This is a genomic window from Rhodococcus sp. 15-725-2-2b, assembly GCF_002259075.1.
Taxonomy (GTDB): domain Bacteria; phylum Actinomycetota; class Actinomycetes; order Mycobacteriales; family Mycobacteriaceae; genus Rhodococcoides.
On the sequence record NZ_NPFL01000008.1, the window covers coordinates 26,424 to 42,076 of the forward strand.

The window sequence follows — 15,653 nt, forward strand, 5'->3', positions numbered from 1 at the left end:
CACCGTACCGAACGAATCACCGTGGGCCTCCAGATCAACCGAAGCAGCCGTCGTCGACGCTGCCCTCACCACCGTAATCGGTCGAATGAGACAACCGCTGAACACGCGGGCAGACCGGCCGTGTGCACAATGGAGCGTGAACCGTCGGACGAGAGGCACACACCGTGACGCAGGACCGCCCGACGCGTCGCCGGCGAGGCACGACCCTGAAATTGCTCGGGGCCGCCGTGGTCGTCGTCGCTCTGGTGATCGTGCTCGGCACCGTCGACCTGCCCGATCCGTCGTACATCCGAGACCGAGTGGCGTCGGCCGGGCCCTGGGGCATCGCGTTGTTCGTCGTGCTCTACGCCGTCCTGTCCGCCACTCCGTTCCCCGCCAGCACGTTGACCATCGCGTCGGGACTGCTGTTCGGTCTGGCAGTGGGCGCAACCGTCGTGGTGTTCGCCGCGACGATGGGGGCGTACCTCGGGTACTGGGGAGCGAGGGCGCTGGGCCGCGGGCAGGTGGCCCGCACCGAATGGGACAGGCTCCGCCGGCTCGACGCCATGCTCGGCCGTCGGGGATTGCTGTCGGTTCTGCTCGTGCGTCTGGTGCCGCTTCCGTTCTCGTTGGTCAACTACGCGGCCGGAGTCAGCGCGGTGGGCCAGCGCGACTACGTGGTGGGCACCATGATCGGCATCGTGCCCGCGACCGTCGCCTACACCGCACTCGGGGCCTACGGAACGTCTCCGCTGTCGTGGCCGTTCGCTATCGCACTGCTCGCGGTGCTGGCGATCGCGGCCGGTTCGGCCCTGTTGGCGCGACGCCTGGGACTCACCGGAGCTGCCGAATGATCGACAGCTTTCTGCGCCGCCATCTCGAAGGCCCGCTCGATCGCTGTGCCCGCACGCTCGACCGCCCGTCGATCACGCCCGACCGCATCACCGCCGCCGGACTGGTGCTCGGTCTCGGTAGTGCACTGGCGGCCGGCCTGCAGTTCTGGTTGCTCGCGTTGGCCTTGTGGATCGTCTCCCGCACCGCCGACGGCCTGGATGGGCCGCTGGCGCGTAGGCGGGCGACAACTGCCGGTGCCGGTGGATTCTTCGACATCACCGCCGATTTCGTGGTCTACGGAACCACCGTGGTGGGCGTCGCGGTGGGTGCCTCGGCCGCATACGACGCCCCGTGGTGGCCGTTCCTGCTGGTGCTGTTGGCGTACTACATCAACGGCACCGCGTTTCTCGCGTTCTCCTCGGTCGCCGAACGCAACGGCCGCACCATCGACGACGGCCGCTCGCTGTCGTTCCTCGGAGGCCTGGCCGAGGGTGCGGAAACGATTGCGGTGCACAGTCTCTGGCTGCTGCTGCCCGGTATCTCATGGCAGATCGCGGTGGTCTGGGCGGCAGTGGTTGCGGTCAGTTCCGGTCAGCGGATCATCGCCGGCTATCGCGCCCTCTCCTGATCCATCTGCTCCGCCCTTTCGCCAGTACGGCCGTTGCCCGCGAGATGACGGGAGAACTCAACTGCGCCTTCACGTCTGCGATCGCAGCGTTCCACGGACCGTCGTTGTACGTCGGATACGGGTGGGTGGCTCCGGCGAGGTCTCGGGTCCTCAGCCCCTGCTCGATGGCGATGATCAGCTCCCCGATGGTCTCGCCCGCTCGAGGTCCGACCACGCAGGCCCCGACGATACGACGCTTGGCGTCGAGCACCAGCGTCGTCGATCCGTTCGTTGCCCCCTCGGTGACGGCGCGGTCGACGTGGTGGTGGTCGAGGGTCTGCAGTCGCAACCCGCACTGCCTGGCGGTGCGTACATCGATTCCGGCCGAGGCGATCTCGGGCTCGGTGAACGTCACTCGTGGAGTTCCCGTGGTACTCACCTTTCGCCGAAGGCCGAGGACTGCATTGCTCGCGGCCAGACTGCCGTGCACGCCTGCGGTGTGCGTGAACTGCGGGTGACCGGTGAGATCCCCGGCCGCCCAGATGCGAGGATTGGTGGTCCGCAAATTTTCGTCGACCTGTACGAATCCGTTGTCGCTCAGAGCCACTCCGGCCGTGTCCAAGCCGAGTGCCGCGGTGCGCGGCGTTCGTCCGGTGGCGATCAGAACCCGGTCGAATCCGAGTTCGACGCCCGTGTCGGTGGTGGCCGAGCCGTCGTCGATGCGCACGACGGCGGTGGAGGTCAGGACCCGCACGCCCTCGTTCGTGAGGGTCCGAGTCAGTACGGACGAGGCCGACCGGTCCTCGCGGGGAAGGATCGTGGCCGACCGCCCGACGAGGGTCACGTCCGACCCGAGACGCGAGAATGCCTGCGCCATCTCGCAACCCACCGATCCGGCTCCCACGATCAGCAGTCGCTGCGGTAAGTCCGTCAGATCCCAGAGGGTGTCGCTGGTCAGGTAGTCCACGTGCTCGATGTCGTCGATTGCCGGCACCGTGGGATGCGCGCCGGTGGTCACGATTGCCTGACCGAAATGCAGTATCCGCGTTCCGACTCTCACAGTGTTCGGACCGGTGAAGACCGCGTCGCCGCTGATCACCTGTACTCCGGCCTCGGTGAGGGCCGCAGGTGAATCGATCGGCGCGATCTCGGCGATCGCACCGTGCACGTGCCGCATCACGCGCGCGAAATCGACGCGCGGCGGTTCGGTGTCGATGCCGAAGCGGGACGCGAATCGAACCGTCGCGGCCACCGAAGCCGCCGCGAGCAATGCTTTGGACGGAACGCATCCGGTCCACAGGCAGTCGCCGCCGGTGCGGTCACGCTCGATCAGTACGACACGTACACCGAAGCCCGCCGCGGTCTTCGCTGCCACGATGCCGGCGGTACCGCCGCCCACGATGACCACGTCGGCACGGTTCTCGGGCACACTCGAAGACGAACGACGGATTCCCATACCTCCCACTATGCCTGCGCCTTGGAGAGACCCGAGATGAGACGACCGACCAAGTACACCGTCTCGGCGCGCCTGTACGACGTGATCTCCTTCGAGTGGCCGGTGTATCGCGCCGGGCGGGAGGCGGCGTTCGAGTTGCTGAATCTGCCTGTGGGGAGCCATGTTCTGGACCTCGGCTGCGGGACGGGGCTGAATTTCGCGGGGCTGCAGCGGATGATCGGCCCGACCGGCTCGATCACCGGAGTCGACGCCAGCCCGCAGATGCTCGAACAGGCCCGACGGCGAGCCGACCGGTTCGGTTGGAGCAACGTCACGCTCGTCGCAGCCGACGCCACCGCCCTGACGTCCGCGGATCTGGGGGAACAGGCCCCGTTCGATGCGGCCCTGAGCACCTACGCGCTGTCGCTGATGACGCCATGGCAGGCGGCCCTCGAGGCGATGATCGCGGCGACGAGAGTGGGCGGCGTCGTGGCTGTCGTCGACATGCAGCGTCCCGTCGGATGGTCGGCGGGGTGGACCCCGCTGGCGAAACTCGCGTGTCGACTCGGTGGGTCGGACATCGAGGCTCATCCGTGGACGGCGATGACGCCACTGCTGCGGGATCTGTCGACTCGCGCTGTCCGCGGCGGCCACATTCAGATTCGCGTCGGGACGGTCAACTCCGGCTCGGCAGAGCCGAGTTCATGAACGGTGGCGTCGAACGGCACATCGGCGCGCGAGGTCTGCCTTGTCGAACGGCGATCGAGTCAATGCGTTCGGCGATACCGCCAGCGTCCGCGCATCGGGTGCATCGCTACCCGGATATCCGATCGAGCCATTCGGCCAACAACTGCCGCTCCGAATTGCTCAGTACGTCGACTTCGGAAATCGAGGCTCGCAAGGCAATCGCTGCACCGTGCGCAGAGCTCTCGGGATACCGAGGTGTGTCGACGACTATGTGGCGCATGACTGCATCGAACAGCTCGTCGGCCAATCCGACGTCTCGGCGATCGTGCTGTGTGCCGAGGATGGTCAGGACAGCACCCGTACCCGCGGCATGAACCAGCTCCACCGCGCGCTGCTCGGTGACCCGAAGTCGGCCGGTGCGGGCTATCCGGCGAATCCGTGCCGCGAGAACCGCTTCTCCTTCCCGGACCGCGGGAGAATCGGGCACTCGACCAGGGTCGCTGAGCAGAGCGAACAAGGTTGGGTTGGCGATTCCGAACTCGATCTGTGCGCGCCATCCGGTTCTCAGATCCTCCACGGGGTCACCATTCTCGGCGAGCTCATTGTCTGCGATCTCGGACTTGGTGGACACATAGGTGGCCATGACATGTTCGGCCACGGCGTCGAGCAGACCATTCTTGTCCCCGAACAATCGGTAGATTGCCGGTGCCTGAACCCCGGCCGACTCGGCGACGCCGCGAGTGGTCACCGCCCCCGGGCCGTTTTCCTGCAGAAGCCGAGCTGCGGCATCGACGATTCGTTGACGTGTGCTGTCTCTGGTGCTCGTCGACGAATCCCTCACGTATCGACGATAACGCACTGTTGATATCGTCATGTTTCCGATGTTAGCTTCTAGATGATTCCATTGATAACAGGAGGTTGTCATGATCGTCATCACCGGAGCTACCGGGGCATTGAACGGTGCCACCGTCGACCATCTACTCGAACGCTTTCCCCCCTCGGAGATCGCCGTCGCGGTTCGCGATGTGGCTCGGGCGCAGCGCTTTGCGGATCGAGGCGTGCAGGTGCGTCGAGGCGACTATGACGATTCGGACTCGCTTACGACGGCGTTCGACGGGGCAGACCAGGTGTTGCTCGTCTCGTCCAGCGATCCCGGGGCCGACGCGACAGCGTTGCATCGCAACGCGATCGATGCGGCGGTCGCCGCCGGTGCCGGACGCATTCTCTATACGAGTCACCAGGGCGCGGGGCTCGACAGTCCGTTCAAGCCTGCGCGCGATCACGCTGCGACCGAGCAGATGTTGGCCGACAGCGGTGTGGCGTGGACGTCGTTACGCAACGGTTTCTACGCACACAGCCTCGATTTCGTCATGGGCGATTGGCGCGAGACCGGCGTTGTATCCATACCCGTGGACGGCCCTGTTTCGTGGACCGACAGAGCGGATTCGGCGGAAGCTGCCGCCGCGATACTCACGTCGGATGGCGCATACGAGGGCCCTACGGTGTTGACGGCCCGCGATGCCCCGACAATGACCGAGGTAGCGGCCATCGCGTCACAAGTCGTGGGTCGAAAGATCCAGGTCTCGATCGTGGGTGAGGAGCAGTGGGTCACCGATCGCGTGGCTGCAGGTGCGAACGAGTTCATGGCTCGCTTCACCCTCGGCATCTTTGTCGCCGCCCACGACGGCCGATTCGCCGGGACCGACCCGCTGTTGGGCGAACTGCTCGGTCGCGAACCACGAACTACGCGTGACTTTCTCGTTTCGAGTGAACGCGCGACGTGACATGGCCGTGCCCGCCACCGTTGCCTTCAGTGTATCGCCGGGTAGGGGGCTTGCGGCAAGACCCCGTCGGCGGTGCACACTCTTCCGGCTACCGACACGGAGGAGTTGTGATGGCAGACATGGCCGATACACCGGAGCGATTTCGCGTACACGAGTCCGGTGCCTACTTTCATGGCACGAAGGCCGATCTCGAGGCCGGTGACTTCTTGGTCCCCGGCTATCGCTCGAATTATCGTCCCGAGCACATCTCGAACTACGTCTACATGACCAAGGTGCTCGACGGTGCCGTGCTCGCGGCCGAAATGGCCGTCGGCGAGGGGAATCCGCGGGTCTACATCGTGCAGCCGACCGGCAGTGTAGAGGACGACCCGAACGTCACGGACAAGAAGTTTCCCGGCAACCCGACCCACTCCTATCGCAGTGCAGAACCGGTACGCATCGTCGCGGAGATGACCGACTGGGTCGGTCATTCGCCCGAATACCTGCAGCGTTTCCGAGACGGTCTGGAGGCGTTGCGGCGAACGGGAACTGCCGTTCTCTACGACTAGGCGACACTCTCCGGTGATTTTTCGCTCGGGCCGAGGTTCACCCGATCACGACGGCACGTGCGTTGCGGTCACCTGATCGGAGCCGATTCGCCGAGAGCCTGCGAAAAGCGTTGGGGTGAAAACGAACAACGACAAGCCGGCCGCACCATCACTTCTTCTGGCGTCGGCTCCCGCCGTGCCAGTCCTGGACCACGCCCGCTTCGTCGTCCTGCACACCGAGGGCCTTCAACTGAGGAAGCTCACGCAGGCTGCGCTTCATCTCGGCGAAGCCGGGGAACCGAGCGAGGCCGATCACGTTGTCCCACAGTGCTACTGCCTCCTCGTCGCTGGGGAGTCGGCTGATCACCGGGCCGAAGAAGGCAACTCCGTCCGGCGGCTCGAAGGCGATGATGGGTGTGCCGACGTCCTTGCCGGTCAGTGACAGCGCATGATCGGTTTCGGCTCGGATCTCCTCGTCCAGAGACGAGTCATCCAGTGCTGCGGTGTGACGGGTGGGTAGCCCGAGTTCTTCGAGGATCGGCCCGAGGAATTCCGCGGTGCCGCGATGTCCGTGGCTCGCAGCGTCGTCGGGCACCACCTCGGTGTCGAAGATGTGCGTGCCGAGGGCCTCGTACAGTGGCCCGATCGCGTCCGACCCGTGCTCGCGACGAATGTCGGCGGCAGCCCGCAACAGTCGCAGACCTGCGGTGTGACCGGCCTCGTACTCGGGTGGAAAGTGCGCGTCGTAATCGATGTGCGAATTGAGCAGGCGCAGCGAGATGAACCGCCAGTCGACGGTGTAGTCGCGTTGGGCTTGGACCTTGCGGACCCATTTGCTGGTCATCCAGGCGAACGGGCACACCGGATCGAAGTAGAAGTCGATATCGGCCATCGAGGGGACGCTCCTTCTGGGACGGAAGTTCCGTGTGGTCGACGGTATACCCGCGCCGACACTGTCAGTTCTCGCCCAACAGAGCCGCGCGCTGCTCGTTCACCACCGCGCGGATGGCGTCGACCACCGCCGACACCTCCGGCCGTCGCAACGTTTCGCTTCGGGTGACGAGCCAGTAGGTCAGTTTCACCGCGATGGCGTCGGGCAGGATTCGTTGTAGGTCGGAGTGGCGGTCGGCCATGAAGCACGGCAGCAGTCCGATGCCGGCCGAGGCGCGGGTCGCCTCGACGTGGACGAAGACGTTGGTGGAGGTGACCGATTCGCGCATCGTCGGGGTGAAGTTGGGGGCCAGATCGAGATCGTCGACGTGCAACATGGAGTCGATGAAATAGATGAACGGGTGCGCGGAGAGGTCGGCCGGCACCTGCGGAGTTCCGTGGTCCTTCAGATAGGCCTCGGAGGCATAGAGGCCGAGTAGATAGTCCCCCAGCCGGATGGCCTCCGCGCGGTGCACCTGCGGTTGGCCGACGACGATCTCGATGTCCAGGCCCGATCGCTGCTGCGATGCCCGTCGGGTGACCGCGACGATCTCGACACTCACCCGCGGGTGAGCGCGCTGCACCCGCGCCGCGGCCGGGGCCGCGATGTAGGCACTGAAGCCATCGGTCGCCGAGATGCGCACGACGCCCTCCAACGCACCCGCGTCGCTCGAGACGAGGGTGCGCAGCGCGTCCTCGACGGCCTCGGCAGCGGCCAGCGCTCCGCGGCCCAACTGCGTCAGCTCCCAGCCACCGGCACCCCGCGTCAGGACCCGGCCACCGAGGGTGTCCTCGAGCGCGGCGATGCGTCGGGAAATGGTCGTGTGGTTGATACCCAGGTCGTCGGCCGCAGAACTGTAGCGACCTGTTCGACTGACAGCGAGCAGCACCAGCAGGTCGTCTGCACTGGGGATCTTCGCGCCACCGAGCGTCATGTCTGCAGTTTTGCAGATCCGACCTGCGTTCATGGCTCTTGCGCCGAGAAACATCTGCACCAATACTCAGAGCAACCCGCCAATGTGTGGTCTGTCACAAGAGTGACCATCGAGTGCCGAGTAACACAGGAGAGTCAATGAGCGTCGATCAGCCGCTGGCAGAACGGTCCGAACCGGACCCCGATGCCACCCCCGCAGGCCTCAAGAAGGTCGTCGGGGCATCGATGGCAGGCACCATCGTCGAGTGGTACGAGTTCTTCCTCTACGGAACCGCCGCGACACTGGTGTTCAGCAAGATCTTCTTCGCCGCCGGAACCAGCGAGCTCGACGCCATCCTCGCTGCCTTCGTCACCTACGCCGTCGGCTTCGTCGCACGACCGTTGGGTGGCATCGTCTTCGGCCACTACGGCGACAAGTACGGCCGCAAGAAGTTGCTGCAGTTCAGCCTCGTCCTCGTCGGCGGAGCCACGTTCCTCATGGGCTGCCTGCCCACCTTCGAGGCGATCGGCTACTGGGCACCGGCCCTGCTGGTGACCCTGCGATTCATCCAGGGCTTCGCCGTCGGCGGCGAATGGGGCGGCGCGGTTCTCCTTGTCGCAGAACACAGCCCCAACAAGTCCCGCGGATTCTGGGCCAGCTGGCCGCAGGCAGGCGTGCCCGCCGGCAACCTGCTCGCCACCGTCGCTCTGCTCGTCCTGACGACCACCCTGTCCGACGAGGCCTTCCTCAGCTGGGGCTGGCGCGTCGCGTTCTGGCTCTCTGCCGTCATCGTTTTCGTCGGCTACTACATCCGCACCAAGGTCTCCGACGCCCCGATCTTCCTCGAGGCCCACAAGCAGGCCGAGGTCATCAAGGCCGCGTCGTACGGTGTCTTCGAGGTCGTCAAGCGTTACCCCCGTGGCGTGTTCACCGCAATGGGCCTGCGCTTCGGTGAGAACGTCATGTACTACCTCGTGGTCACCTTCTCGATCACGTACCTCTCGGTGGAAGTGGGAACGGATACCTCCACGATCCTGTGGTGGATGCTCATCGCCCACGCGATCCACTTCTGCACGATTCCGTTGGTGGGCAAGCTCGCCGACCGCGTCGGGCGTCGCCCCGTCTACTTCGCCGGTGCCATCACCGCCGCGACGTGGGGCTTCTTCGCCTTCCCGATGATGAACAGCGGACACAACGTCGTCATCATGCTGGCCATCATCATCGGCCTGATGTTCCACGCCTTCATGTACGCCACGCAGCCGGCCATCATGGCCGAGATGTTCCCGACGCGGATGCGCTACTCCGGTGTGTCCCTCGGCTACCAGGTCACCTCGATCGTCGCCGGTTCGCTGGCCCCGATCATCGCGGTGAAGCTGCTCGACGTCTACGGCTCGTCCGTGCCGATCGCGGTGTACCTCGCCGTGGCCTGCGCGATCACCGTGGTTGCCGTCGTCATCGCAAGGGAAACAAAGGGACTGGCGCTCGAAAGCATCGACATCGCCGACGCCAAGAACCTGGCCACCGAAGCCGAGCTGGCCAAGGCTGGTTTGCTCGATCAGAATGTGAAGCAGTGACCGACCTGACCGGACGCTCCGCCCTCGTCACCGGGGGAGCGTCCGGCATCGGGGCCGCGTGTGCACGCGAGCTCGCCGGCCGGGGCGCCCGCGTCACCGTCGCCGATGTGAACGACGTTGCCGCAAAGGAATTGGCGTCGGAGATCGGCGGTGACGTCTGGTCGGTGGATCTGCTCGACACCACCGCTCTCGACGACCTCCGATTGGACGTCGACATCCTGGTCAACAACGCGGGCATTCAAACCGTCGCACCGATCGTCGACTTCGACCCAGGCGCGTTCCGCAGAATTCAGACCCTGATGGTCGAGGCTCCGTTCCTGCTCATCCGAGCTGCCCTGCCGCACATGTACTCTCGCGGCTTCGGCCGAGTGGTCAACCTGTCTTCGGTACACGGACTGCGGGCATCGGAATTCAAGGTCGCCTACGTCACCGCCAAGCACGCACTCGAAGGCATGTCGAAAGTGACGGCCCTCGAAGGTGCCGCCCACGGTGTGACGAGCAACTGCGTCAACCCGGGATATGTGCGCACGCCGCTGGTCGAGAAGCAGATCGCCGACCAGGCCAAGGCACACGATATCCCCGAGGACGAAGTACTCGAAAAGGTCCTGTTGACCGAGGCCGCCATCAAGCGACTCGTCGAACCCGCCGAAGTCGCCTCACTGGTGGGTTGGTTGACCTCCGAGCACGCAGGCATGGTCACCGGAGCGTCGTACACGATGGACGGTGGTTGGTCGGCTCGATAGTCCGCGCCCCGCGTCAATGGACCACTGCACACGTCTGAGCGTGTCAATGTGCCATTGACGCGGAATCGTGAACTGGGTGGATGGACCCTTGCACACGTCTGACCGGTGCAAGGGTCCATTGACGCGGCGGGGTAGGCGCGAACCAGGGCGGGCGGGTGAACGGACCCATCCCGAACAGCAAGAAGCCCCCGTGACGTGTCACGGGGGCTTCTCTGGCGGAGGATAGGGGATTTGAACCCCTGAGGGCGTTAACCCAACCCGCGTTCCAGGCGAGCGCCATAGGCCACTAGGCGAATCCTCCGTGGGGGAGCTTACCCGGTTACCCCCACCATCTCCCAAATCGGGAGGCGCGAAGGGTGGTGATGTGTTGCCCGGCGGGAGGCGGCTACACTTCCTAACGGATCCCGCGCGGCGCGCATCCTGTGAACTCCCCCAGGGCCGGAAGGCAGCAAGGGTCAATGGGCTCTGCCGGGTGCGCGGGGTCCCCTTTATTCAGTGGCAGCAACACTGTCCGGGGAACCCAGTCACCGAGAGGCCGCTCCGCATGTCAGCGCAAACCCAGTTGGGTCTGATGAACCATGAGGAGCTTGCCTCCGAGCACGAGCGGCAGAGCGCGAAGTACACGCAGCTCAAGACCGAGAATCTGAAGCTGGATCTCACCCGCGGCAAGCCGTCACCCGAGCAGCTCGATCTCGCTGCCGAGCTGTTGACGCTCCCGGGCGCGGACTACAAGGACGGCAACGGCACCGATTGCCGCAACTACGGTGGGCTCGCGGGCCTGCCGGAACTGCGCGCCATCTTCGGTGAACTGCTCGGCATCCCGGTGAAGAACCTGCTGGCCGGCAACAATGCCAGCCTCGAGATCATGCAGGACCTCGTGGTCTGGGCGCTGCTGCACGGTCTGCCCGACTCGCCGCGGGCCTGGTCGGCCGAGCCGAACGTGCGCTTTCTGTGCCCGGCTCCCGGCTACGACCGGCACTTTGCGATCACCGAGAGCTTCGGCATCGAGATGATCTCTGTTCCCATGGGACCCGACGGCCCCGATGTGCACGAGATCGCCAACCTGGTGGCGTCGGACCCGCAGATCAAGGGCATGTGGGTGGTGCCGAACTACGCGAACCCCACCGGTGCCGTCTACTCCGAGGAAGTTGTGCGAGCGCTGGCCACGATGCCCACGGCTGCACCGGACTTCCGTCTGTTCTGGGACAACGCCTACGCGGTGCATCCGCTGACCGAGGAGTTCGCGCCGTCCTATGACGTCATCGGGATGGCGGCGGAGGCCGGTTTCCCCAATCGCGCGTTCGTGTTCGCCTCGACGTCGAAGGTCACGTTCGCCGGTGCGGGCGTCAGCTTCTTCGGCAGTTCCGAGGAGAACCTTGCCTGGTATCAGAAGCACCTCGGTAAGAAGAGCATCGGACCGGACAAGCTCAACCAGCTACGGCACCTGCGATTCTTCGGTGACGCCGAGGGGGTGCGGGCTCACATGGCCAAGCATCGCGAGATTCTGAAGCCCAAGTTCGCGCTGGTGCAGCAGATTCTCGAGGACCGGCTCGGTGCCTCGAAGATCGCGTCGTGGACCGAACCCAAGGGTGGTTACTTCATCAGCCTCGACGTGCTCGAAGGGACGGCTGCGCGGTCGATCGCGCTGGCCAAGGATGCCGGAATCGCTCTGACGGCCGCCGGCTCGGCCTTCCCGTACGGAAAAGATCCGGAAGACAAGAACATTCGCCTCGCCCCGAGCTTCCCGTCGCTCGGTGAGCTGGAGAAGTCGATGGACGGCGTCGCGACCTGCGTTCTGCTGGCCGCGACGGAGAAGCTCCTCGAAAGCTAGTGGTGTGGTTATGCGCCCCTGAGGCGCATAACCACACCACTGCGCGTAGCGCACTAGTGCCCGACGACAACCGCACCTTCGGGAGCCGACGGTAGCGGTCCCTTCTTCAGCAGCGTGGCCGACAGCACTGCGCCGAGCAGGAAGATTCCCGACGCCCACCAGAATGTGGTGGTGTAGCTGGCGATCTCGGCATTGGCCTGCAGCAGAGCCGCGTCGGTTGCCGTCGCCATGTTGGAGCTGACGTAGCTGGTGGCGGCGTTGGCAGCCACTGTGCTCAGGAGCGCCGTGCCGATCGAGCCGCCCACCTGCTGCATCGTGTTCACCGTTGCCGATGCGACGCCGGAGTCGTCCGGGTCGACGCCCGAGATCGCGCCCTGCATGGCCGGTGCCATGGTGGCCCCGAGTCCGAGGCCCATGATGACCAGGCCGGGCAGGATGTGCGTGACGTAGCTGCTGTCGATGTCGATCTGCGTCAGCAGTCCCATTCCGACCGAGGCCACGATCAGGCCGGTCGTCATCAGGATGCGCGGCCCGAAGCGGGGGAGGATCAGCGCCGTCGACAGGGTGGCGGTGAGGATCAGCGACGCGATCATCGGCATGAACGCGAACCCGGTGGTGATGGGTGTGTACTTCAGGGTGTTCTGCAGGTAGTAGGTCAGGAACAGGAATACCGCGAACATGCCTGCGCCGGTGACGAATACGGCCAGGAACGATCCCGCACGGGTGCGATCGAGGACGATGCGCAGCGGCAACAGGGGGTGCTCGACGCGCATCTGGATGGTCACGAATACCGCGAGCAGAACGACACCAGCGGCGAGGAATCCGAGGGTGACCGAGTTGCTCCAGCCGTCGGACTCGGCGTGTGCGAAGCCGTAGACGATGGAGAACAGTGCAGCCGAGACCGCCAGGGTGCCGGGGATGTCGAGCTTCGGCCGGACGTCGACCTTGTGCTTGGCCAGGAACAGGAACCCGCCGACGAAGGCGAGTGCAGCGAAGATCAGGTTGACGTACAGGCTCCAGCGCCAGTTGGCCCATTCGGTGAGCATGCCGCCGAGCAGCAGGCCGAGTGCGCCGCCGCCGCCTGCGATGGCACCGAAGATGCCGAATGCCTTGGCGCGTTCCTTGGTGTCGGTGAAGGTGGTGGCCAACAAAGACAGGGCGGCGGGGGCCAGTAGTGCGCCGAAGAGACCCTGACCGGCGCGAGCCGCGACGAGCATGCCGAAGTTGACGGCCGCGCCGCCCACCGCCGACATCAACGCGAAGCCGACGAGGCCGATGAGGAAGGTGTTGCGGCGACCGAAGAGGTCGCTGAGCCGTCCGCCGAGCAGCAGCAGGCTGCCGAACGCGAGGGCGTATGCGGTGACGACCCAGGAGCGATCGGCGTTGTCGAAGCCCAGGTCGAGCTGGGCAGCGGGGAGTGCGATGTTCACGATGGTCGCGTCGAGCACGACCATGAGCTGGGCCAGGCCGAGCGTGGCGAGAATCAGCCATCGATTCCTTTGCGCACGTTCGTCCGCCGGTGTCGTGGTCGACGTCGCGTCGCCCACGTTCTCCGATGAAAGGGTGGTCATGGTGTCCTCGGTTCGACTATGCGGAGGTGTATCCTCCGGTTGTAGAACAAGGTAGCAGCGAAGTGGAGGACTGTCCTCCGCTTATCGGGTGAAACGGACATCGAATGAGTGTGAGAGCCGACACATCGGCAGCGAAGCCCCTCCGTGCGGACGCCGAACGCAACCGTCGACGCATCGTGGACGCGGCGCGCGAACTGTTCGCCTCACGCGGAATCGACATCACACTCGACGACGTCGCTGCCCACGCCAAAGTGGGCGTCGGAACCGTCTACCGACGGTTCTCCTGCAAGGAAGAGTTGATCGACGGCGTCTTCGAGCAGCGACTCGAAGACATGCTCGCGACCGCGGAGCGCGCACTCGAGGCCGAGGATCCGTGGGAGGGGCTGGTGCAGTTCCTGGCCGAGGTGTGCGAGGGGATGTCCTCCGACAGGGGACTCGGTGAGGTCGTCCTCGGCTCGGACGAAGGCTGTCGCGGCATCGCTCGGGTTCGTTCGCGTATCGATCCGTTCTTCGAGAAGATCGTCGAGCGAGCGCTCGCGTCCGGGCAGCTGAGGTCCGATATCGCGGTCAACGACTTCTATCCGGTGCTCGGCATGATCGGCGCGAGCGTCGAATTCTCCAGCGCCGTCGATGCGACCAACTGGCGTCGCTACTTCACCGTCCTCCTCGACGGTCTGCGGGGCGACGGTGTCCCGCGCTCGGCGCTTCCAGGGCGTCCCTTCACCAGCGACGAGGTCGACATGGCCAAGACGGTGATGCATCGTCGTCGACGCTGAGTGAACTGGGTCCACGTCACGAAACCCTTTGCGTTGTGCGATCGATCACGTAGGGTCCCTAACGGAATTGAGTGCTACCCGATGTACCGCTTACTCGGGAGCTGGGGATCGACGTTGGGGGATTCGAGTTGCGTTCGACGCGTGTCATTTTTTCGGCAGTAGCGGTATCCGCGGTGCTCATCGGTATGACCAATCCGATTGCATCGGCAGCCCCGGGCTCCGGATCGTCGACGGGTTCCACCGTCGAATCGGACTTCTACGTACCGCCGAGCCCGCTGCCCGCAGGCTCCCCGGGTGATGTGATCCGGTCCGAGCCGTCGCATCTCGCTCTGTCGGTCCCCGGAATCGGTGGCCCTCTGCCCGGCGCGGCAACGCGAATCATGTACCGCAGCACCGACTCCAACGATGCGGCCAATGCCGTCACGGGCACCTACATCGATCCTGCCGCACCGTGGACCGGGCCGGGCCCGCGTCCGCTCGTCGTCCTCGCCCCAGGAACCCAGGGCCAGGGCGATCAGTGCGCGCCATCGAAGATGCTCAACAACGTCATCACCTACACCCCGCCGCTCGGCTTCATGGTCGAGTACGAGGTACTCGCCGCATACTCCCTGCTGTCGCAGGGATACGGCGTCGTCATCACCGACTACGAGGGCCTCGGCACTCCCGGTGCGCACACCTACGTCAACCGCGCCTCGGAAGCGCACGCTGTGCTCGACGCCGCCCGCGCAGCGCAGAACCTGCAGGGCACCAAGATCTCCGCGGACGGTCCGGTCGCGGCGTACGGCTACTCGCAGGGCGGCGGAGCAGCGGCTGCTGCAGCGGAAATCGCCGGAGAGTACGCACCGGAGATCGACCTCGTCGGCACCTATGCGGGCGCACCCCCGGCGGATCTGAAGGCGACCCTCGAGCAGGTCGACGGCACCATCCTGACCGGCGTGATCGGCTACACCCTCAACGGTCTGCTCAATTCCGATCCCGGTCTGCAGCCGATCGTCGACGAGAACATCAATGACGCAGGCAAGGCCATGCTTAACCTGGTGGCGAATCAGTGTGTGGGAGAAACGATTCTGAACGTCGGGCTGCACCGCACCAACGAGTACACCAAGACCGGCGAGCCGCTCTCGGTTGTACTGGACCGGCTGCCCATCGCCGCGGAAATCCTGGCCAAGAACAAGATCGGTGAGCGCACGCCCAACGCTCCGGTGCTGATCCAGTCCGGTACGTCCGACGACATCGTGCCTCACGGACAGGCCGTCGGGCTGGCCGGTGACTGGTGCGGCAAGGGTGCCACCGTGCAGCTGAGTGCCGCGCAGGTACCCGCAATCGTGCCGGGTTCCGGTGCCGGACACCTGATTCCGGACCTTCTCGGTCTCGGCGAGGCGCAGAACTGGATCAAGGATCGGTTCTACGGAGTGCCCGCGCCGTCCAACTGCTGATCTGCCGATGTACGGCCCGCGCGGG

Annotated in this window: 15 protein-coding genes, 1 tRNA gene and 1 other RNA gene; 11 read left to right on the forward strand and 6 right to left on the reverse strand. The window is 65.3% G+C overall.

Annotation, left to right across the window (positions count from 1 at the left end; all coding sequences use genetic code 11):
* Positions 1-164 precede the first annotated feature (164 nt).
* The gene (locus tag CH306_RS10910) at positions 165-833 is read left to right on the forward strand and encodes a TVP38/TMEM64 family protein (protein ID WP_230596763.1); all 669 of its coding nucleotides are present in this window, start codon (positions 165-167) and stop codon (positions 831-833) included.
* On the forward strand, positions 830-1,441 hold the full coding sequence (locus CH306_RS10915) for a CDP-alcohol phosphatidyltransferase family protein (protein ID WP_094646619.1): 612 nt from the start codon (positions 830-832) through the stop codon (positions 1,439-1,441). Before CH306_RS10910 ends, CH306_RS10915 begins: the two co-directional genes overlap by 4 nt.
* On the opposite strand, the gene CH306_RS10920 is transcribed toward CH306_RS10915, so the two are convergent.
* Positions 1,413-2,849 (reverse strand): dihydrolipoyl dehydrogenase family protein, encoded by a 1,437-nt coding sequence (locus tag CH306_RS10920; protein WP_256981133.1) that lies wholly within the window; start codon positions 2,847-2,849, stop codon positions 1,413-1,415. The genes CH306_RS10915 and CH306_RS10920 overlap by 29 nt on opposite strands.
* A 63-nt stretch (positions 2,850-2,912) precedes the next feature.
* On the opposite strand from CH306_RS10920, the gene CH306_RS10925 reads away from it, so the two are divergent.
* A complete protein-coding gene (locus CH306_RS10925) occupies positions 2,913-3,563 on the forward strand; it encodes a class I SAM-dependent methyltransferase (protein ID WP_094646643.1) in 651 nt (216 codons plus the stop codon).
* A 106-nt stretch (positions 3,564-3,669) separates the two neighbouring features.
* Here the strand turns inward: CH306_RS10925 and CH306_RS10930 are convergent, their stop codons facing one another.
* Complete coding sequence (locus CH306_RS10930; RefSeq protein ID WP_094646621.1) at positions 3,670-4,416, reverse strand: TetR/AcrR family transcriptional regulator; 747 nt, start codon at positions 4,414-4,416, stop codon at positions 3,670-3,672.
* A gap of 49 nt (positions 4,417-4,465) precedes the next feature.
* Here CH306_RS10930 and CH306_RS10935 point away from each other — a divergent pair, with 49 nt between their 5' ends.
* The gene (locus tag CH306_RS10935; protein WP_094646622.1) at positions 4,466-5,326 is read left to right on the forward strand and encodes an NmrA family NAD(P)-binding protein; all 861 of its coding nucleotides are present in this window, start codon (positions 4,466-4,468) and stop codon (positions 5,324-5,326) included.
* Between the two features lie 119 nt (positions 5,327-5,445).
* Positions 5,446-5,874: an NAD(+)--rifampin ADP-ribosyltransferase gene (gene arr, locus CH306_RS10940; protein WP_032395579.1), complete on the forward strand. Its 429-nt coding sequence runs from the start codon at positions 5,446-5,448 to the stop codon at positions 5,872-5,874.
* A gap of 148 nt (positions 5,875-6,022) precedes the next feature.
* Here the strand turns inward: arr and CH306_RS10945 are convergent, their stop codons facing one another.
* Together CH306_RS10945 and CH306_RS10950 are read right to left on the reverse strand one after the other, a co-directional pair.
* Entirely contained in the window at positions 6,023-6,745 is a 723-nt protein-coding gene (locus tag CH306_RS10945; protein WP_032395321.1) for a mycothiol-dependent nitroreductase Rv2466c family protein, read from the reverse strand.
* Positions 6,746-6,809: 64 nt separating this feature from the next.
* Positions 6,810-7,718, reverse strand: coding sequence for a LysR family transcriptional regulator (locus tag CH306_RS10950; RefSeq protein WP_179273014.1), 909 nt, complete (start codon positions 7,716-7,718; stop codon positions 6,810-6,812).
* 137 nt (positions 7,719-7,855) lie between these two features.
* On the opposite strand from CH306_RS10950, the gene CH306_RS10955 reads away from it, so the two are divergent.
* Both CH306_RS10955 and CH306_RS10960 read left to right on the forward strand, forming a co-directional pair.
* Complete coding sequence (locus CH306_RS10955) at positions 7,856-9,271, forward strand: MFS transporter (protein ID WP_032395319.1); 1,416 nt, start codon at positions 7,856-7,858, stop codon at positions 9,269-9,271.
* Positions 9,268-10,014: a 3-hydroxybutyrate dehydrogenase gene (locus CH306_RS10960; RefSeq protein WP_032395318.1), complete on the forward strand. Its 747-nt coding sequence runs from the start codon at positions 9,268-9,270 to the stop codon at positions 10,012-10,014. The genes CH306_RS10955 and CH306_RS10960 overlap by 4 nt, the downstream gene beginning before the upstream one ends.
* 213 nt (positions 10,015-10,227) lie before the next feature.
* Here CH306_RS10960 and CH306_RS10965 read toward each other — a convergent pair.
* A tRNA-Ser gene (locus CH306_RS10965) sits at positions 10,228-10,315 on the reverse strand.
* 95 nt (positions 10,316-10,410) lie between these two features.
* Between CH306_RS10965 and ffs the strand changes: the two genes are divergently transcribed.
* Together ffs and CH306_RS10975 are read left to right on the forward strand one after the other, a co-directional pair.
* Positions 10,411-10,505, forward strand: an RNA gene (gene ffs, locus CH306_RS10970) — signal recognition particle sRNA small type.
* 53 nt (positions 10,506-10,558) lie between these two features.
* Positions 10,559-11,845 (forward strand): aminotransferase class I/II-fold pyridoxal phosphate-dependent enzyme, encoded by a 1,287-nt coding sequence (locus CH306_RS10975; RefSeq protein WP_094646623.1) that lies wholly within the window; start codon positions 10,559-10,561, stop codon positions 11,843-11,845.
* A gap of 53 nt (positions 11,846-11,898) precedes the next feature.
* Here the strand turns inward: CH306_RS10975 and CH306_RS10980 are convergent, their stop codons facing one another.
* Positions 11,899-13,416, reverse strand: coding sequence for a DHA2 family efflux MFS transporter permease subunit (locus tag CH306_RS10980; protein ID WP_094646624.1), 1,518 nt, complete (start codon positions 13,414-13,416; stop codon positions 11,899-11,901).
* Between the two features lie 104 nt (positions 13,417-13,520).
* Between CH306_RS10980 and CH306_RS10985 the strand changes: the two genes are divergently transcribed.
* Both CH306_RS10985 and CH306_RS10990 read left to right on the forward strand, forming a co-directional pair.
* Entirely contained in the window at positions 13,521-14,192 is a 672-nt protein-coding gene (locus tag CH306_RS10985; RefSeq protein WP_094646625.1) for a TetR/AcrR family transcriptional regulator, read from the forward strand.
* Positions 14,193-14,377: 185 nt separating this feature from the next.
* Positions 14,378-15,628: a lipase family protein gene (locus tag CH306_RS10990; protein ID WP_094632215.1), complete on the forward strand. Its 1,251-nt coding sequence runs from the start codon at positions 14,378-14,380 to the stop codon at positions 15,626-15,628.
* The last annotated feature ends 25 nt before the right edge of the window (positions 15,629-15,653 follow it).